2 protein-coding genes are annotated in these 22,438 nt (G+C 51.4%); both read right to left on the bottom strand.

Annotated features, from left to right (window positions below):
• On the bottom strand, positions 1-2,146 hold a 2,146-nt coding region (locus K0T92_RS21835), incomplete at its 3' end, for a non-ribosomal peptide synthetase (RefSeq protein ID WP_219874615.1).
• A gap of 104 nt (positions 2,147-2,250) precedes the next feature.
• Complete coding sequence (locus K0T92_RS21830) at positions 2,251-22,425, bottom strand: non-ribosomal peptide synthetase (protein WP_219874614.1); 20,175 nt, start codon at positions 22,423-22,425, stop codon at positions 2,251-2,253.
• Between the last annotated feature and the right edge of the window lie 13 nt (positions 22,426-22,438).

Raw genomic sequence — 22,438 nt, 5'->3', positions numbered from 1 at the left:
CGAAGAACGCCGGCACCATGTAGCTTGGCAGTTGGCTTCCCACATATCGGCGAAGCTCCGCTGCTTCCAGCTTGCCGTGACCAACCACATACGCGCACAGATAGGAATCCGCTCCCTTATCCTGACGTGCGATCACTACCGCTTCCTTCACCTGCTCGTGTCGCTGCAGAACCGCCTCGATCTCGCCCAGCTCGATCCGGTAGCCCCGGATTTTCACCTGCTCGTCAATCCGGCCCAAATAGTCCAGGTTGCCGTCCGGCAGCCATCTCGCCAAATCTCCCGTCCGGTACAGCCGCTCTCCGTTCGGATGCTGCACAAACTTCTCTTCCGTCAGTTCCGGGCGGTTCAGGTAGCCGCGCGCCAAGCCCGCTCCCGCGATGCACAGCTCTCCGGCTACCCCGATCGGCTGCTCCCTGAGCCGATCATCCATGACATACAGCCGCGTATTGGACAACGGCTTCCCGATCGGAATGTTCCCTGACTCCCCTTCAATCCGGTACGCCGTACAGATAACCGTGCTCTCCGTCGGTCCGTACGTGTTCCATACTTCGTACGGCACCGGCTTGTACCCTTTCACCTTGTCCGCTCCCGTCAGCAGCAGTCTCAGCTTCGAGGGCGCTTCCTCCTCCAGCAGCTGCTCGTACATTTGCGGCGGCAGCCACGCGATCGTAATCTCGTGCTCCCGGTAAAATTCGGTCAGTTCCTTCATTTCCAGACGGATCTCTTCCGGCACGATGCACACGCTCGCCCCCGCGATCAAATACGGGAACAGCTCCCACACCGACGCGTCGAAGGCGAACGAGGCGTATGTCGCCGCTACATCCTCTTCCGTCACGCGGTAGAACTGCCGATGCCACTCGCTCAAGTTCACCAGCGACCGGTGCTCAATCAGCACCCCTTTCGGACGGCCCGTTGAGCCCGATGTGTAGATCACGTACGCCAGATGCTCTGCTCCCGCCCTCTCCGGCAGATCTGTTCCGTCTCCTTCTTCCAGCAGCCCGCGCTCCAGCACCAGCAACGATTCCGTTATGCCCGCCAACTTCTCCGCCAAATCCGTCTGCGTCAGCACCAGCTTCACTCCTGCATCTTCCAGCGTGTAGCGGATACGCTCCTCCGGGTAGCTCGGGTCGATCGGCACATACGCGCCTCCCGCCTTCAGCACCGCCAAGATCGCCACGATCATTTTCGTTGACCGCTCCAACGCGATACCCACCAGCTCATCCGGTCCGACTCCCTGCTCCCGCAGTCTCCGTGCAAGACGATTCGAACGGGCATTCAGCTCTGCGTAGCTTAGACGCTCTTCTCCGTACACCAGCGCTGTACGCTCCGGCGCTCGCTTTACTTGCTCCTCGAACAGCCCGTGAATCGTCTGCTCCTTCGGATACGGCGCTTCCGTCCCGTTGAACGCCGCCAGCATCCTCTTCTCATTGAAGCCGATCCATTCCAGTTCCACTAGCGGCTGGTCTGCAAAACTCAACAATTGTTCCAGAAGCTGATTGAAATGCTCGCACAGCCTCACTATCGCTGCCTCTTGATAGCAAACCTCATTAAAACGAATTTTCATATCTATATTTGAACCATCTATAGTGAACAGAAAGATCATATTCGATATAATCGATTGCTGATATTTTTCACTGTGAATATTTGTTAAAGTGACGATAGTTTCTACCATTGGCAATTCTGAAGAGTAAGAAAGTTGAATTCTCTTTGCTATTTCATGAAACGGCAAGCTTTGATTATCCGTCGCCTCTTTCAATTGACTTGACATACGAGCCAGTACATTTTTAAATGTATCTGTCGCATCGAACTTGCTTTTGAGAAATATAATCGGATTCGAATCCTCACCTGATCGGATAGCTTCACTTATAACGGGCATACCGGTAATAACGGTTCCATTCCCCGTATATTTGCTTAACAAACAATGAACAGCTGCTAATAGCAGCGTATATATCGTGTAATGAGAGCGATTCCCTATTGCGAACAGTCTCTCTGATAAATTTTCCGGCATTTCATGGATATGATGGTTGAACTGCCCTTCCGAAGCATGTGAATGTGAAGAATAAGTATCGTAAGGAATATAGGTTATTGCATCCTCCTCGCTCAGCGCTTTCTCCCAATACCGAATCTGCTTTAGATAATTCGCCATTATACTTACTCCCACCCTATCTATAATTTCATTACGAGAGCCCACTTTAGTGTGGAGAGAGAAGCTTCCTTCTCTCTCCACTCATAAAGTAATAGGACGACTGCTTAAAAAATAAAATCCACTTCAGCAAAGCCGTTTCGAATGAACGTTGTTCCCGCCTGACTCAGCTCAATATCCTGCAAGCAGATATAAGGTTCGGCACCGATTTGCTCTAGTATTTCCATGAAATCTGCTGCGAATTGTTCAATGGTTTGATGTTTGAACAACATTGTGCTGTATTCAAAGCAACAGACAGGATCGCCCTCCGCCTTCTCCGTAATAATGAATGAAAGGTCGAATTTGGAGCTCTTCTCCGTATCTCCTTCCCAAGGAATAAGCTTTAATTGGTCCAACTGTAACGACTGCTCTAGCTCCGTTTGCCAAACAAACATCGTATCGAACAGCGGGTTCCGGTTATGTTCACGTACAAGATCCAGCTTCTCTACCAGCCACTCAAACGGATATTCCTGATGCTCAATTGCGTCCAACGTTCGTTTCCTGGTATCCACCAAGTAGTCATAAAACGATAAATCGCTTTGTGGATGAACTCGCATGGCCAATGTATTCACGAACATGCCTACTACGCGCTCCAGCCCCGCATAAGTTCTGCCCTCGGACGGAGAGCCGATGACGATATCATTTTGACCGGAATATTTGGAAAGCTGTATGGAATATGCAGATAGAAGCACCATATACATCGTAGAGCCGGTTAAAGCTGCAATTCGACGAAGCTTATCCAGAACACGGCTGTCGAGATTGAAATAATGCACGCCGCTGACCGATTGACTGACGTCTGTCCTTGGAAAGTCTGTTATTAATTCAAGCTGTTTGATCGGCTCAGCATAGACATTAAGCCAATAATCCTCAGAATTATTTAAACTTCCCTGACCCAGCCTCTCTTGCTGCCAAACCGCAAAATCCTTGTATTGAATGAGGGACTCAGGTAACTCCTCTCCTGCATACAACCGAGCAAATTCTTCTAATAAAACATCCATCGATACACCATCAGACACAATATGATGCGTATCAAAAATGAGTGTATGCTTAGTTTCGGACACTTCGATTAAGGCAACTCGAAGCAGCGGAGCTTCATGGACATCGAACGAACGAATACAAGAGCGGATATGCCGTTCAAGATCAGTTTCGGTCGCTTCAATTTCCATTAAATGGAATTTAACCTGCTTGTGCACCATTTGAACGAGTTCCCCTTTTACCATGTGGAAAGAGGTTCGCAAGGATTCGTGCCTGTCGATCAACTGCCGCATCACATTTTTGAGAAGTTCTTTGTCGATGCCGCCTTCGATTGTAAAAATGGCGGGCATATTATAACGAAGGGAGGACTCCCCTTCCGTTAGATTCATAAGGTACATCCGTTTTTGCGCGGAAGTTACCGGATAATAGTCCCGCTCTTCCACAGGTTGGATCATTTGATAGCGCTCCTGCTTCAATCCGGCAATCCGTTCGGACATCTCCTCCAATATCGGCACCTCGAACACGCTTCGGAGCGGCAGGCTGACATGTAGTTCCTTATGAATGCGCGACGCCAGAACGGCAGCTTTCAATGAATGACCGCCCTTCTCGAAGAAATGGTCCTTTGCTCCGATACGGGGAACACCCAGCACGCTCTGCCAGATGGCGGCCAGACTTGCTTCCAGCGCTGTTCGCGGTTCGACATACGGCGCCGTTCCAGACGCCTGCTCTTCCGGCGCCGGCAGCGCCCGCCGGTCCAGCTTCCCGTTCGGTGTCAACGGCAGCTCCTCCAGCATCACGAAATAGCTCGGAATCATGTAGCTTGCCAACCGTTCGCTCAGCCTGCTCCGCAAAGCCGTTAGATCAAGCTCGTCTGACGCCGTCACGTACGCGCACAAGTAACGCTCGCCCTGCGCGTCCTCTCTTACCGTTACAACCGCTTCCCGAATCTGCTCTTGCTCCTGCAGACTCTCCTCAATCTCGCCCAGCTCGATCCGGTAGCCCCGAATCTTCACCTGCTGGTCCATGCGACCCAAGTATTCGATGTTGCCATCAGGCAGCCGTCTCGCCAAGTCTCCCGTCCGGTATAGACGCTCGCCCGCCGCGTACGGATGATCCACGAATTTCTCAGCCGTCAGCTCGGGTCTTCTCCAATAGCCGCGCCCAACTCCGCTTCCGCCAATGCACAGCTCGCCCATCACGCCGACAGGCTGCAGCTCCATTCCTCTGTTGAGGACGTACATGCCGACTCCCGGCAGCGGCTTGCCTATCGGCACGTTCCCGCCTTCCTTGAGCGGGCTCTCTCCCGTCTCGTAATAGCTCGAATCGATGCAGCATTCCGTCACACCGTAGCTATTCAGTATGCGGAGCGTCGCGCCGTAGCTGCTGACCAGCTTCTTGAACTCCCCAGCCGGACACGTATCCGAGCCGATGATCAGCAGTCTCAATTCACCCATCCCTCGGCCGTTCTCTTCCCGATACCGAAGCAGCGGCATCACCAGCGCCGGCGTCGATTCCATGATCGTAATCCGATGCTCGTCGATCAGCTCCGACAGGGCTCTCAGGTCGGATCTTGCCTCATTCGGACAAATAACCAGTTCCCCGCCCCACAGCAGCGTCCGAGCCACATCTCCTGCAAACACATCAAAGGAGAAGCTCGCCATCTGCAGCGCTCTTACCTCGAAGCAATCCAGTTCGTACGATGACCGCCAGGCATACGCCATCGCCGTATAATTACCGTGCTCGATCATGACGCCCTTCGGCTGTCCCGTCGAGCCCGACGTGTAGATCACATACGCCAGATTGTCGCTTCCGGCTGCTCGCGGCAGATTCCCGCTTTCCTCTTCCGCAAGCAGATCGCCCTCCAGCGCAATGACTTGCTCCGCTTCGCTGCCTTCCAGCAGCCGCGCCAGCTGCGGCTGCGTCACGACCGTCTTCGCCGCCGAGTCCTCCAGCAGGAACCGGATTCGCTCCTGCGGGTAATCCGGATCGATCGGCAGATAAGCACCGCCCGCCTTCAGCACCGCCAGCATGCTGACGACCATCTCCACCGACCGCTCCACAAGAATCGCCACGATGCTCTCCGGACCGACGCCCCGCTTTTGCAGCGCTCTTGCCAGCCGGTTCGACCGTTCATTCAGCTCCAGATAGGTCAAGCTGTCCGCTCCGAACCTCACAGCCGGACGCGCAGGCGTCCGCTCCGCCTGCTCCTCGAACAATTCGCTCACCGTTTTGTCCGCGCGCGGGGCGGCAGCTACCGGACAGGCTGCCAGCAGAAGCTCCTTCCGCTCTTCCTCCGCCAGCATGCCCGCTTCCTCTATTCGCTTCTCCGGACTTGCGGCCAGCTCGGCCGTCAGCTGCAGGAAGTGGCGCAGCATCCGCTCCGCCGTCTCCCGTGTGAACAACGATGTGGCGAATTCCAGCCCGAGGATCAGGCCGTCTCCCTCCGTTTCCTCCGCATGCAGCGTCAGATCAAACTTCGCGGTCGCCTGCTCCAGCGGATACGGCTTTATAGCCAGTCCGACCAAGCGCTCGACAGCCTCTTCCTTATGCTGCAGAGAGAACATGACATCGAACAGCGCATTCCGGCTCATATCCCGCTGGACATTCAGCTTGTCGATCAATTCCTCAAGCGGATAGTCTCCGTGCTCGAACGCTTCCAGCGTCCGCTGCTTGACCTCCTTCACGTAGGAGAGAAACGTCAGATCGCTTCGCGGATAATTCCGCAGCGCCAGCGTCTCGACGAACATGCCAATGATCGGCTCCAGATCCGCATGCGGACGGCCTGCAATCGGCGTTCCCACTACAATATCTTCCTGACCCGAATATTTCGCCAGAAAAGCGGTGAACGCAGCCAGCAGCACCATATACAAGGTCGCTCCCGTCTCCGCGCCGATCCTCCGCAAGCCCTTCATCGCTTCTTCTGCAAGCGCGGCATGCACCGTTCCCCCGTCAAAGCTTTGCAACGCCGGCCTTCCGTAATCCGTCGGCAGATTCAGTACCGGAATCTCGTCCGCGAACGTCTCCAGCCAGTAGGCTTCCTGACGGCGCATCCTTTCGCTTTCGAGCTCCTTTTGCTGCCACGCCGCATAATCCTTATATTGGATTCGCAGCTCCGGCAAGCTCTCCCCTGCGTATAGCCGCTCAAACTCATCCAGCAAGACGCCCATTGAAATTCCGTCGGAAACGATATGATGGATATCAAAAAAGAACAAATATCGTCCGTCTGACAGTCTCGATACTCCCGAACGGAACAGTGGAGCTTGTCCCAAATCAAACGGGCGGACGAAGCCTTTCAGAACCGCGTCGGCCGCATCTCCGGTCTCCGCGCCTTCCACAATCGACAACTTGAACTGAATGTTCTCCTGCACCCGCTGCACCGGTATCCCGTTCTCAAGTACGAAGAACGTTCGCATCGATTCATGTCTGTTAATAATTTCCTGAAGCGCGCTCTCCATGCGCTGAATATCCAGCATGCCGTCAATGATATACACAGCCGGCATATTGTAGCTGGTTTGGGCGCCTTCCAGTTGATCCAAGATGTACATTCGCTTCTGGGCAGATGACAACGAATAGTTGCCGCTTAATGCAGTCCGCTCTATCGCTGTATAAGAACTCTCCTCCAAGCTTTCAATTCGCTTTGACATAGCCGATAGAGATGGGGCCTCAAACACACTTCTGAGCGGCAAGCTTACGTGAAGCTCCTTGTTCAGACGAGCAACAAGCATCGCCGCCTTCAGTGAATGCCCTCCCAGATCAAAAAAGCTGTCATCTCTGCCTAACTGCTCAATCCCGAGTATGCTTCTCCAAATTTCCGCAAGCTTTACTTCCGTTACGGTACGCGGCAAAGCAAACGTTTCATTCAATCGGGATTGTTCTGGTGCAGGCAGTCCGCGGCGATCTACCTTTCCGTTCGGCGTCAAAGGCAATTGGGCAAGCTGGACGAAGAACGATGGCTGCATATACCCGGGAAGCCGATCACTTAACCATGACCGGAGCTTCGCAATATCTAAAGCTGCATGTGCTACAAAGTAAGCGCATAAATACGATTCACCGTTGTCATCCTGTCTTGTCGATACGATCGCTTCCTTTATTTCCCGCACCTGAAGCAGTTGTGCTTCAATCTCACCAAGCTCAATCCGGTAACCGCGTATTTTCACTTGTTCGTCGATTCTGCCTAAATATTCAATGTTACCGTCCGGTAACCACCGTGCCAGATCTCCCGTCCGATACATTCTTCCCTCTTCGGAGAACGGATCCCGGACGAACCGCTCTGCCGTCAATTCCGGCCTGTTCCAATAACCTCTCGCTACACCATCGCCTGCGATGCATAACTCGCCCGGCACGCCAATCGGCATCAGATTCATTTGTTCATCTACAATATAAATTTTTGTATTCGCCAACGGTTTGCCGATCGGTATGCTTCGCCTAACTTCGTCTGCAAGACGGTAAGCCGTGCTAATTACGGTGCATTCCGTCGGTCCGTAAGTATTCCATACTTCATAGGAAACAGGCTTATACAACTTCACTTTATCCGAGCCTGTTAATAGCAGCCGCAAACTCTCATTCTCCGTATCTGCCAACAATTCATACATTTGAGGAGGCAGCCACGCGATTGTAATTTGATTAACAGCATAAAACTGATGAAGCGCCTCGATGTCCAGCCTTATTTCCTGGGGAACAATATAAACGCTTGCCCCAGCAATCAAATAAGGGAACAACTCCCAAACCGATGCATCAAAGGCGTCAGAAGCATATTTGGCAATCCGGTCTACAGGGCTGACCTTGAAAAATTGCCCATGCCATACACTTAAATTTACTAATGAACGATGCTCTACAACGACCCCTTTAGGCGTGCCCGTCGATCCTGAGGTATAGATGATATAGGCCGCATTGTCGGGACCGGAGACTGTTGTTAAATTGCCAGCCCCAGCCATACTCGCTGCATTTCGTTCAAGCGTTATCTCTACGAAATCTGCATCCACGTCATAAGAGTTCAAGTGAGGTTGGACTAGCACCAACCGGATAGCCGCGTCTTCAATCATGAAGCGGATTCGCTCTTGCGGGTAAGCCGGATCGATAGGCAGAAAGGCCGCTCCTGCTTTTAACACTGCCAGAGTGCTCACAACCATTTCCAGAGAGCGTTCGGCCAACAGGCCAACGACCTGTTCAGGCCCTGCACCTCTTGTTCGCAAATTCTCAGCCATTCGGTTGGCCAGCGCATTAAGCTCCCTATAAGTAAGGTGCGATTGACCGAATACAACAGCAATTTGATCCGGTGTCCTCTCTACTTGCTCCTCGAACAATTCATGAATGGTCTTCCCAGACGGGTACGCCGCTGCCGTATAATTAAATTGATCCAATATGATCTTCCGCTCCGAAGCTGTCATGAGCTCCAAGCTGGATAAGTGAAGCTCCGGACGCTCTGCCGCTTGACAAAGCAATTGATTCATATGACCGGCCATTCGCTCGATCGTTTGCTTTGCGAATAAAGACGTTCTGTACTGGAATCGCAACATAAGCTTCTGTTCATGTTCCGACGCGATCAAAGTTAAATCGAATTTTGCAAATTGGTGGGCAGGTTCGATGGAAGTAAGCTTGAGACCACCCAGCTCAATGCTTGCCTGCTCTATATTCTGCATAATGAACATGGTGTCAAAAAGCGGATTTCTGCTTAAATCTTTTCCTACATCGATCTGCTCTACCAGCTTCTCAAATGGATAATTCTGATGCTCGAATGCTTCCAGGGTCCTTTCTTTGACCTCTCGCACATAATCCAGAAACGGCTTATTGCGAGACGGATAATTCCGCAAGGCAAGCGTGCCGACAAACATGCCAAGCATCTGCTCCAAATCGGCATGGCGTCTTCCAGCTACCGGAGTACCCACGATAATATCTTCTTGCCCGCTATACTTCGAAAGCAAAACCGTGAAAGCAGTCAAAAGAAGCATGTATAGAGTGGACCCTGTATCGGAAGCGAGACGATGCAGCTTAGCTGTCAGCGCCCTATCGATCTCAATGTCCAGAAACTCTCCTTCGAAAGTCCGCGCCAACGGTCGCCTATAATCCACAGTCAATTCCATCGTCGGGATTTCTCCGGCAAATTGTGCAAGCCAGTAAGCTTCTTGCTTCCGCATTCCTTCGCCATCCATCCACTTTCTTTGCCAGACAGCGTAATCTTTGTACTGAAGCCCCGGCTCAGCGAGTGTCTCGCCCGCATACAATCGGGTGAACTCTTGGGCCAATACCGACATCGATACGCCATCGGAAATAATATGATGCATATCGAATAGCAGCATATGCCGCTCAGGCCCTAACTCCAGCAATCCGACACGAAGAAGCGGAGCAGCCGACAAATCGAACGGCCTTACGAAAGCTTTCGCATAGCGGGTAAAGTCTTCTTCTGTCCCCGATAAAAGCCTCTCGAATTCAAGCTCGAACGGAACTTGATCATGAATACGCTGTACTGGCTCTCCATCCACCAGTTCAAATGAGGTGCGCAGTATTTGATGCCGGACGATTAATTGCCGGATCGTCCGCTCTACCTTCTCGCGCTCAAACGGACCCTCGATACTGTACTGGACCGGCATATTGTATGCGAGTTCCGTCTCGCCAAGCTGGCTTAAAATGTACAGTCGGCGCTGTTCTCCAGTAACAGGATAATGAGACATCTCCTCTGCCTGCTTCAAACCTGTAAATCGTTGGAAGTCGAGCTGCTCCAGCGCTTCCGCAAGTCCCTCCAAAGTCGGATGATGGAAAATGGTGCGAAGCGGTACATTAATATTCAACTCTTTGTGCATTCTTGCCGCCAACGTGGCAGCCGTTAGAGAATGCCCCCCACGTTCGAAGAAATTGTCCTTCGCCCCGATCTTGTCAATCCCTAGAACACCCGACCACAGGCTGGCGAGCCTAATCTCCATCTCTGTACGCGGAGCGAGGTAAGGCGCCGCGGTTAAAATTTCTCCCTCTATGGCGAGCAGCGCTTTCCGATCCAATTTTCCATTAGATGTTATAGGCATACGGGCTACCTGTACAAAGAAAGAAGGAATCATATACCCCGGAAGACGACTGCTTAATTCATGCCGCAGCGCGTTGGCGTCAACAGAAGCTTCAGCTGCCAGATACGCGCACAGATAAGAGTGACCGTTGTCATCTTTTCGGGCTAGAACAGCTGTTTCATTTATTCCGTTAATCCGGAGAAGCTGCGACTCGATATCGCCCAGTTCAATCCGGTAGCCCCGGATTTTCACCTGCTGATCCAAACGTCCCATGTACTCCAGACTGCTGTCGGCCGTCCATCTTGCTAAATCGCCTGTGCGGTACATCCGGCCACCCTCGATGAACGGATTGGCGACAAAACGTTCCGCCGTAAGCTCTTCACGGTTCAAATATCCTCTGCCTACCCCATCGCCGCCGATATACAGCTCGCCTGGAACGCCTATCGGCAATACCTTCATATCCTTACTCAGCACATAAGCCTGCAATGTCGGAATCGGTTGGCCGATATTGCTGCGGCCCAGCTCAAGGTCCTCTCTCGCCAGCTCTTTGCATGTGACATGAACCGTCGTTTCGGTAATTCCATACATGTTGATAAGTCTTAGGTTAGGATAAGCGTCATTGAACGCCAACAGCTGCAGCGGCTCCAGCGCTTCTCCTCCGAAGATTACCTTCCGTATGCGCAATTCAGGCTTCAGGTGCAATGCTTCAGTTGCTAGCTGATAGAATGCCGACGGCGTCTGATTCACAATTGTAACTTGTTCATCTTCCAATAATTTCAAGTAAGCTCTTGCATCCCGTGCCGTCAAGGTAGGGATAATGACAAGCTTACCTCCGTTGAGCAGTGCTCCGTACATTTCCCATACGGAGAAATCAAAACAATACGAATGAAACAATGTCCACACATCATGAGCCCCGAAGTCGAACAGTGTTCGGTCATTGAACAACAGCCTCACTACATTCCGATGTTCAATCAAAACACCCTTTGGCAAGCCTGTCGTACCCGAAGTATAGATCACATAGGCTAGGTCATCGCTGGTGTTCACCCGCTCTACATCTTCAGCTTCAATCTGTTCATCTATCCAGATATGACGTATATCCAAGGTGATTCCTTTAAACTTTCCAGTGCTGGTTGCAAGCCAATCTCCGTTATCTGTCACCAATACGGATGCGCCCGAATCGCTAAGCATATACTCGATCCGATCGACTGGGTAATCAGGGTCAATCGGCATGTAGGCTCCTCCCGCTTTGAGGATTCCTAGTATGCCTGCAATCATCTCCACCGAACGGTCAGTCATAAGTCCAACGATGTCGTTGCGCCGAACCCCTTGGTTCCGCAGTGTCCTGGCAATCCGATTGGCGCGGGCATTAAGTTCCCGATAGATCATTCGAGATTCACCGAAAGCGACCGCTACATAATCAGGACGGTTAGCCGCTTGCTCTTCGAACAGGCTATGAATCGTTTGTTCTTCCGGATAACCTGCCGCTGTATCGTTGAAGTCATAAAGCACCTGCATGCGCTCCTGCTCGGTCAGCATCTCCAGCTCCCGCAGCTGCTGCTCCGGACGCGACACAGCTTCGGCAATCAATTGACACAAATGCCCAGCCATTCGTTCGATGGTTTGTTTTTGGAACAAAGAAGTTCTATACTCTATCGACAAACGAAGTTGATCGTCTTGCTCGGCAACTGACAAGGTCAGATCGAATTTGGCAGTCCGGTCAGCCGAGTAATACGGCGTTACCTGCAACGCCCCTAATTCGGTAGCCGTTGACCTGTCCTGCATGACGAACATAACGTCAAACAACGGATTTCTGCCCATATCGTTTTGGACATTCAGCTTATCGACCAGTCGTTCGAACGGATAGTCCTGGTTTTCATAGGCTTGTAAAGTCAGCTCTTTCACTTCGCCCAAATAGTCAATGAATGTTTTTTCTTCGGAAGGACAGCTTCTAATCGCAAGAGTTCCAACAAACATTCCAATCATGGATTCCAAATCGGCATGGGGACGTCCTGCGACCGGTGTTCCGACCACAATATCATCTTGTCCTGCATATTTAGACAACAAAATAGAAAAGAGCGAAAACAGCACCATATACAAGGTTGCGCCAGTTTGCCTGGATATGCGGCGGAGCCCTGTGACGATCTCCTCATCAAGCGTAAAACTCATCGTGCTTCCTTCGAAGCTAAGGACAGCCGGACGAGGATAATCCGTCGGCAATTCAAGCGTTGGAAGTTCTCCAGAAAATATTCCCTTCCAATAAGCTTCCTGCTCGAGCATCGCGTGGCTGTCCTCCAACCGCCGCTGCCACACCGCATAGTCTTTATATTGCAAAGCGAGGCGCGGGAGCTCTTCGCCAATATACAGACTGTTCAGTTCCTTCAACATCAGGGCGATGGATACGCCATCCGTTATTATATGGTGCATATCGAACATCAAAATATGACGGTTTGCAGCCAATCTCAGAAGTCCGACTCGCAGCAACGGAGCTTCCTCCAGGCTGAATTCGTCTACAAAGCAGCGCAAGCGCGCTTCGATCGTATCCCAGTCCGCTACATATAGATCCTCAAATTCGATAGCGAACTGAACATCATCCTTCACAATCTGTACCGGTTCCCCTGCCATCATATCGAACGAGGTTCTCAGCGATTCGTGGCGCTGAATCAACGCATGGAAAGCCTGCTCCAAACGTATAACGTCAAGCGCTCCCTCAATGAGATAATATCCGGGCATGTTATAGCTGAGCTTGGCGCCGCTTAATTGATTCAAAATATACATTCGCTTCTGTGCCGAAGAAGCAGGGTAATACGGTTTCGGTTCGACCGGCTTAATCGACGTATGGTGCCGGCGTGCCATATTCGCAACTTTACCGGCCAACTCTTCCAGCGTAGGCGCTTGGAAAATTGTTCGAAGCGGCATATTGACCTGCAATTCTTTGAACATTCGCGCCACTAGGGTAGTCGCCTTTAAAGAATGGCCCCCTAGCTCGAAGAAATGATCTTTAACACTTACCTGCTCGATGCCAAGCACGCTTTTCCACATATCGGCAAGACGGCTTTCGAGCAAGGTGCGCGGCGCCACAAAGGTGTTGTCCGTCCCGCCGCCCTGCGGCATTGGAAGCGCGCTCTTGTCTACTTTCCCGTTAAGGGTTAATGGAATGCTTACGACCCCCATCAGGAAAGCGGGTATCATATAGCTAGGCAAGACTAACGCCAGCATCTGGCGGATTTCCGAGCTTTCGATCGTTTCTGTCGAGACATAATACCCGCATAAGTAAGGTGATGCATCTAGGTCAAAACCGACCACGGCCGCATCTGAAATGCCAGGCAGCTTTCGAATACAAGCTTCCACCTCACCTAGCTCCACCCGATAACCAAGTATTTTCAGTTGCGTATCTTTGCGTCCTGACAGTTCAATCGTTCCGTCCGGCAAATACCTTCCTATATCCCCCGTACGATAAACGGGCGATTCCGAATATTTGATCTGGGTAAATCCTCCACTGTCCAACAGGGGCTGCTGCTCATATCCGGCGGTTACCCCTTCTCCTCCAACGACGATTTCCCCGTAAACGCCTATAGGCTGCAGATTCATCGATTCATCAACAATAAAGATGCGCGTATTCGCAATCGGCCGGCCAATGACAGGCTGCTCTTTGTATGCCTCCCAATCCTCCATCGGGATCGGATGCGCAATACAGCCGACCGTCGTTTCTGTAGGACCGTAATGATTAATGTAGCGAATATGCGGATGACGACTTGCGTATCGCTCAATATCATCCGTCTTTACTTTTTCTCCTCCAAGCACGATCAAACGCAGTTTGTTGTTTAAGTCATGCTCCTCTGTTCCACCCTCATAGGACGCCAGCATATGGAATAAAGAAGGCGTCATCTTCAAATACGTCAGACCATGATCGCTTATATACCGATGAAGCCCACTCGGATCCGCATACTGCTCTCTGGCCAGCAGGTGCAGCTCTCCTCCGCTTAATAGCGAACCGAACAAACCCGTATATCCCAAGTCGAAGGCATAAGAGGAGAGCAGCGCCGTTTTATCCGCTTTATGGAGTCCAGCCTGTTCGATTAACCAAGAGCTGTAATTGACAATGTTCCGATGTCGAACCTTTACTCCCTTAGGCTTGCCCGTAGTGCCGGAAGTATAGATGATATAAAGCAAATCATCAGACGCTGCCGGATGATTAGGTCGATCAGCCGACATTCCGGCTTCCTCATCGACGTAAACCACTTCGCATTGGTCCGCAAAAGACAGCTCGGCCCCGCACTCCCGTGTCGTTAGGAGAAGTCGAGCCCTGCTATCCTGAAGCATAAGCAGTTGTCTCTTCTGCTGTCGGTGCTCAGGGTCTAGCGGCAAATAAGCGCAGCCCGCTTTCATCACACCTATCAATGCGATAATCATCTCAACGGACGGTTCCATGTATAAAGCGATGGTGTCGCCCCGTTCGGCACGCCTGGAAACGAGAAAATGGGCCAAATGATTCGCCCTCTCGTTAAGCTCGCTATACGTCAGCCGTTGCTCTCCCATTACTAGGGCGATCCCTTCCGGCGTCCGGTATGCGATTTCCTCGAATAATTGATGTACCGGCTTATCTAGCGGGTAATTCCGCGTCATTGCCGGAAATCCAAGCAGACGCTCTTTTTCTTCCGCTGAGAACCATGCCATATCTTTGATAGGAAGCTCAGACCGCTTCGCCGCTTCAGCTAATAGAACGAGAAACCGGTCAACCATCTGCTGCGCCGTAGTCGGCCGGAACAACGCGGTAGAGAACAAGAGTCGCCCGTTCAAGCCGCCTGCCGATTGTGTCAGTTGGAGGTTGAGATCGAATTTAGCAAATTCCTTCGCATTCCGGAGCGGAAGCAAGCGAAGACCCGTCAATTCCGGCTCTCCCTGCCCCGTATTGTCGAATGCGAACATGGCGTCGAACACAGGGTTTCGGCTGAGATCGCTTGGCACATTCAGCTTATCGACCAATTCTTCGAACGGATAATCCTGATTCTCGAAAGCTTGCAGGACGCGTTCCTTCACTTCCCTTACATATTCGATGAACCGCTTAGTGCCAGTTGGATAACTTCTCATAGGTAGCGTACCTACGAACAGTCCGAGCAAGCTTTCCAAATCGGCATGAGGCCGACCTGCGACAGGCGTTCCTATCACTACCTCTTCCTGGCCCGAATATTTAGCCAGCAAGATAGAGTAGGAAGCCAGCAGCACCATATACAAGGTCGAATCGGTCATATCTGCAATTCGACGAAGCCCTTCATCTGTCTCCTGCGGAATATCGAAGTAGACCGCATCCCCTTCAAAGCGCTGTATTGCCGGTCTGGCGAAGTCGGTTGGAAGCTCCAGCACCGGCATGTCTCCCTTAAAGTCTCCGAGCCAGAACCTTTCCTGGTTGCGCATGACTTCACTGTCCATTAGTTTGCGCTGCCAAATGGCATAGTCTTTATATTGCAATTGCAGTTCAGGAAGCTTTTCTCCGTTGTAGAGACGGCCTATTTCGCCAATTAATAAACCGATAGACAAACCGTCCGACACAATGTGATGCGTATCAAACATAATAATATGTCGGTCGGATGACAGTCTCAGCAGTTCTACTCTAAGCAACGGAGCTTGGCTTAAATCAAACGGGCGTATAAACATTAGCTGCCTCTCGCGGATTTCAGCCTGTCCGGTTCCATCAATTGACTGGATATTTATACGGAAGTCGACTTCTTCATGCACTTTTTGAACCAGCTCGCCGTCCACCATATGAAATGATGTCCTTAAAGATTCATGACGCCAGATTAACTTGCGGAACGCCTGCTCCAAACGCGCTCTATCCAGCTCGCCTTCTATAGTATATGCGCCTGTAATATTGTAGCCCGCATCCGCTTCGCTCAATTGATTCAACATGTACATCCGTTTTTGCGCCGAGGACAGAGGATAATAAGGACTCTCCTTAACCCGGGTAATCTCGACGAACTTTTGCCCGGAATAATCCAAGACAGCAGCCGCCAGCTGTTCAAGAACAGGAGATTGAAAAATGGTGCGCAGCGGCACGTTGATCTGCAATTCCTTATGAATGCGCGACGCCAGAACGGCAGCTTTCAATGAATGACCGCCCTTCTCGAAGAAATGGTCCTTTGCTCCGATACGGGGAACACCCAGCACGCTCTGCCAGATGGCGGCCAGACTTGCTTCCAGCGCTGTTCGCGGTTCGACATACGGCGCCGTTCCAGACGCCTGCTCTTCCGGCGCCGGCAGCGCCCGCCGGTCCAGCTTCCCGTTCGGTGTCAACGGCAGTTCCTCCAGCATCACGAAGTAGCTCGGAATCATGTAGCTTGCCAGCCGTTCGCTCAGCCTGCTCCGCAAAGCCGTTAGATCAAGCTCGTCTGACGCCGTCACGTACGCGCACAAGTAACGCTCGCCCTGCGCGTCCTCTCTTACCGTTACAACCGCTTCCCGAATCTGCTCTTGCTCCTGCAGACTCTCCTCAATCTCGCCCAGCTCGATCCGGTAGCCCCGAATCTTCACCTGCTGGTCCATGCGACCCAAGTATTCGATGTTGCCATCAGGCAGCCGTCTCGCCAAGTCTCCCGTCCGGTATAGACGCTCGCCCGCCGCGTACGGATGATCCACGAATTTCTCAGCCGTCAGCTCGGGTCTTCTCCAATAGCCGCGCCCAACTCCGCTTCCGCCAATGCACAGCTCGCCCATCACGCCGACAGGCTGCAGCTCCATTCCTCTGTTGAGGACGTACATGCCGACTCCCGGCAGCGGCTTGCCTATCGGCACGTTCCCGCCTTCCTTGAGCGGGCTCTCTCCCGTCTCGTAATAGCTCGAATCGATGCAGCATTCCGTCACACCGTAGCTATTCAGTATGCGGAGCGTCGCGCCGTAGCTGCTGACCAGCTTCTTGAACTCCCCAGCCGGACACGTATCCGAGCCGATGATCAGCAGTCTCAATTCACCCATCCCTCGGCCGTTCTCTTCCCGATACCGAAGCAGCGGCATCACCAGCGCCGGCGTCGATTCCATGATCGTAATCCGATGCTCGTCGATCAGCTCCGACAGGGCTCTCAGGTCGGATCTTGCCTCATTCGGACAAATAACCAGTTCCCCGCCCCACAGCAGCGTCCGAGCCACATCTCCTGCAAACACATCAAAGGAGAAGCTCGCCATCTGCAGCGCTCTTACCTCGAAGCAATCCAGTTCGTACGATGACCGCCAGGCATACGCCATCGCCGTATAATTACCGTGCTCGATCATGACGCCCTTCGGCTGTCCCGTCGAGCCCGACGTGTAGATCACATACGCCAGATTGTCGCTTCCGGCTGCTCGCGGCAGATTCCCGCTTTCCTCTTCCGCAAGCAGATCGCCCTCCAGCGCAATGACTTGCTCCGCTTCGCTGCCTTCCAGCAGCCGCGCCAGCTGCGGCTGCGTCACGACCGTCTTCGCCGCCGAGTCCTCCAGCAGGAACCGGATTCGCTCCTGCGGGTAATCCGGATCGATCGGCAGATAAGCACCGCCCGCCTTCAGCACCGCCAGCATGCTGACGACCATCTCCACCGACCGCTCCACAAGAATCGCCACGATGCTCTCCGGACCGACGCCCCGCTTTTGCAGCGCTCTTGCCAGCCGGTTCGACCGTTCATTCAGCTCCAGATAGGTCAAGCTGTCCGCTCCGAACCTCACAGCCGGACGCGCAGGCGTCCGCTCCGCCTGCTCCTCGAACAATTCGCTCACCGTTTTGTCCGCGCGCGGGGCGGCAGCTACCGGACAGGCTGCCAGCAGAAGCTCCTTCCGCTCTTCCTCCGCCAGCATGCCCGCTTCCTCTATTCGCTTCTCCGGACTTGCGGCCAGCTCGGCCGTCAGCTGCAGGAAGTGGCGCAGCATCCGCTCCGCCGTCTCCCGTGTGAACAACGATGTGGCGAATTCCAGCCCGAGGATCAGGCCGTCTCCCTCCGTTTCCTCCGCATGCAGCGTCAGATCAAACTTCGCGGTCGCCTGCTCCAGCGGATACGGCTTTATAGCCAGTCCGACCAAGCGCTCGACAGCCTCTTCCTTATGCTGCAGAGAGAACATGACATCGAACAGCGCATTCCGGCTCATATCCCGCTGGACATTCAGCTTGTCGATCAATTCCTCAAGCGGATAGTCTCCATGCTCGAACGCTTCCAGCGTCCGCTGCTTGACCTCCTTCACGTAGGAGAGAAACGTCAAATCGCTTCGCGGATAATTCCGCAGCGCCAGCGTCTCGACGAACATGCCAATGATCGGCTCCAGATCCGCATGCGGACGGCCTGCAATCGGCGTTCCCACTACAATATCTTCCTGACCCGAATATTTCGCCAGAAAAGCGGTGAACGCAGCTAGCAGCACCATATACAAGGTCGCTCCTGTCTCCGCGCCGATCCTACGCAAGCCCTTCATCGCTTCTTCTGCAAGCGCGGCATGCACCGTTCCCCCGTCAAAGCTTTGCAACGCCGGCCTTCCGTAATCCGTCGGCAGATTCAGTACCGGAATCTCGTCCGCGAACGTCTCCAGCCAGTAGGCTTCCTGACGGCGCATCCTTTCGCTTTCGAGCTCCTTTTGCTGCCACGCCGCATAATCCTTATATTGGATTCGCAGCTCCGGCAAGCTCTCCCCTGCGTAGAAACGGCTGACCTCATCTATTATTCGCATGATGGACACGCCATCCGAGATGATATGGTGCATATCGAACATTAGAATGTGATGGTCTGACGACCGTTCAAGCAATTCTACTCGAAGCAGAGGGGCTTGCTCCAAATCAAACGGCCTCACAAACGATTGCAGCCGTTCTCTAATGTCGGACTCCCCGACAGCATGTAAGCAATCTTCTGCATGAAGCTTGAAGTTCACATCAGCCTGCACACGCTGTACCGGGACTCCGTCTACAATCAAAAACGATGTGCGCAGAGATTCATGACGAAGGATCAGCTGGGCAAATGCCTGCTCCAGACGCTCTGCGTCAACATGTCCCGTTATTTCGAAGATGCCTGACATGTTATATCCAAGCCCCGACCCATCCACCTGATTCAATACATACATTCGCTTCTGTGCGGAAGAAACCTGATAATAAGCGCTTTCCTCGATCGTGCTGATCTCCGAGTATCCTTCCCTTTCCAGCCTCTCAACGATTGAAGCCATTTCTTCCAGCACTGGATATTGAAAGATCGTTTTAAGCGGAACCGTTACCTTTAATTCTTTGTGCATAAGGGCAATCAACTTGGTAGCCTTCAGAGAATGGCCGCCTCTTTCGAAAAAGTGATCTTTAACCCCTATCCGATTCACATCCAGCACACTGCTCCATAATTCCACCAGCTTCGCTTCCAACATAGTGCGCGGCTCCACATACACTTCAGCTCCTGCTGCTCCCTTCTCAGGCGCCGGCAATGCCCTCCGGTCCAGCTTCCCGTTCGGGGTCAAAGGCATGTGCTCCAATTGAACAAAAAATGAAGGGATCATATAGTTGGCGAGCCGATTCCCCAACCATTCCCGTAATGCAGCAGGCTGAATATGATCGGCTGATACCACATATGCGCACATATAATGGTCTTCATGGTCATCCTTCCTTGCTGTCACGACCGCTTCCTTAATAACGGGATATTCCAGCAAGACTGACTCGATCTCTCCGAGCTCAATTCGGTAACCGCGTATTTTCACCTGATGATCCATTCGTCCAATATATTCTATGTTTCCATCAGGCAGCCAACGGGCCAAATCTCCCGTCCGATACATTCGCTCTCCCTGCTTATAGGGATTTTCCACGAATTTTTGCGCGGTCAATTCGGCATTGTTCAAATAACCTCTTGCCACGCCTTCGCCTGCAATATAGATCTCCCCGATCAAGCCCAAAGGCTGCAAACGCATCCCTTCATTCAGCAAATAAATTCGGGTATTATCGATCGGCTTGCCTATTGGAATGAAGCTTCGATCATCCGATGCATCGCAGTCGAAATAGGTAACATCTACAGTCGCTTCAGTCGGTCCATACAGATTGATTAGCTTCGCGCCGTGTTCTGTCGTAATCCGTTGATAGAACCGCTTTGCCTGAATAACTCCAAGCGCTTCACCGCTAGCAAATACATGGCGTAAAGAAGACAACCTGCCGGTTTCGTTATCCCTCGTTTCTAAATATCCGAGAAACGAATTCAGCATAGATGGAACAAAGTGCATGGTCGTGACCCGGTATTCGGCAATAGCCCCGGTAATTGCATGAGGGTCCTTCTCTTCGCCCGGTTGAAGCAAGCACATGGAAGCCCCTTCCATTGCCCACCAAAACAATTCCCAAACCGATACGTCAAAAGAAATCGGCGTTTTTTGCATGATCACATCATCCACCGTCAACGGATAACGCTTTTGCATCCACTTTAACCGATTCACGACTGAACGGTGTTCTACCGCCACACCTTTGGGTTGCCCTGTCGATCCCGAAGTATAAATCACATAGGCCAAGTCGGCCGCCGTCGATAGTGGAGCCGGATTCTCCACTGCTTCCCCACTATCCCCCGCCTCTTGAGCGAGCAAAAGAACAACTTCCCCACCGTATAAAATCCCATTCGAGCCGAGACGATCTTGTAAATGCGGCTGTATGAGCAACAATGAGACATTGGCATCTTGTAACATATAGGCCAGCCTGTCGTCCGGATGCGTTGAATCCAAGGGCAAATAGGCTCCACCCGCTTTAAGAATGGACAAAATGCCAACGATCATTTCGACCGATCGCTCAGCCATAATGCCCACGATGCGGTCTGGACCCACGCCTTTCTGCCTCAGCGTTACCGCCATTCGATTAACCCGATTGTTCAATTCTCGATAAGTTACCCGCTCGGCACCGAAGAGGAGCGCCACTTGCTCAGGTGTTTTTTCAACCTGCTCCTCGAATAGCTCGTGAATCGTCTTGTCGACTGGGAAGCTTGCTGCCGTGTTGTTGAAACCAAGTAATTGCTGCTTTTTCTCAGCAACCGTCATAATATCAATTTCATGCTGGGGGAACTTCAACACATAATTTAAAATTTCAATCATTTGTTCAATGAAAGAAGTAATCTCGTTTTCTGAAAACATTTCAATCCTATAATCGACGTTAATATGGATTTCATCATTATGCAGGTAGTGATGAATTTTAATAATAAAATCATGGGTCTCATCTTCAGTAAACAATTGTTCAAAAAAAGAAGCAATTTCGCTCCAATCAAAACTCTGATACAGAATTGAGACCCCAAACAATCTTTCTATACCAGACTGTTTCTCTCGCAGAGCATTAAGTAAAAGATCGTAAGGGTACTTCTGGTGCCGCAAAATGGTTCTTGCCTTTTTCTGAACTTCCTTCAAGAAGTCCAAAAAATTGTTTTCCGGCTGTATGATCATACGAAAAGGAACCGTACTTACAAACATGCCTGTCATCTGTCTTTCTTCTCTATTGACTCTGTTGGAATAAAATGCACCAATCGTATGATCCGGAATGGAGGTCATTCGGTATAAACTAAGATACAATCCAGCCAAAAAAGTATTATAAATTGAGGAATTATATTCCTGTTCAAATGCTTTTAAACGGTCTCTCATTTCTTGAGGAATAATTGTAGTAATCCTCCTGCTGGTGGTACTGACTAAAAAAGGATTAGACGCACTTAATCGCACTTGCTCCGGTATGGTGCTATACTGATTGTTCCAAAATAATTCATCTTCACTGAATCGCTTAGAACTCAAATAACGTTCCTCATTCTCAATATGTTGGAGAAACGAATGTTTATGTGGTCTTTCAAAAGTTCCCCGTTCCAATTGTTCCAAAATAGCAAGAAACTCATTCCCAATTAAATTTAAAGAGATTCCGTCGATTACAATATGATGAACCACTACAAAAATCCAAAATTTTCTTTCTTCTATTTTAACTAATGAAATACGGTATAGCGGACTATCTAATAGAGCAAACGGAATGCGTTTCTGTTTTTCAAACCACTCACGAGCCCTTTCTTCACCGCCATTTTCACTAAAATCATGCAATTCAAAAACTTTTTCAGTATCTTCAGCGAAGTATTGTTCAATTTCTTCCTCCTCGGTACGCTTCATTTGAATTCTTAAAGAATCATTTAAGGAAACAAGCAGATTAGCAGCTTTCTGGAAAATATCAATATCTAATGTGCCATCTAATTTAATTAGACCCGCAAGATTGGCAACTGCCGTCCCCTGGTACATGGCTTCGACTTGCCAAATTCTTTTCTGTGCATGTGTCAATGGATAGTGCTGTTTGCTTAGGCTCATTTCAGTCCCTCCC

Origin of the sequence: Paenibacillus oenotherae (assembly GCF_019443105.1) — a bacterium.
GTDB lineage: Bacteria > Bacillota > Bacilli > Paenibacillales > Paenibacillaceae > Paenibacillus_Z > Paenibacillus_Z oenotherae.
This window is presented reverse-complemented; position numbering and strand designations above follow the sequence as displayed.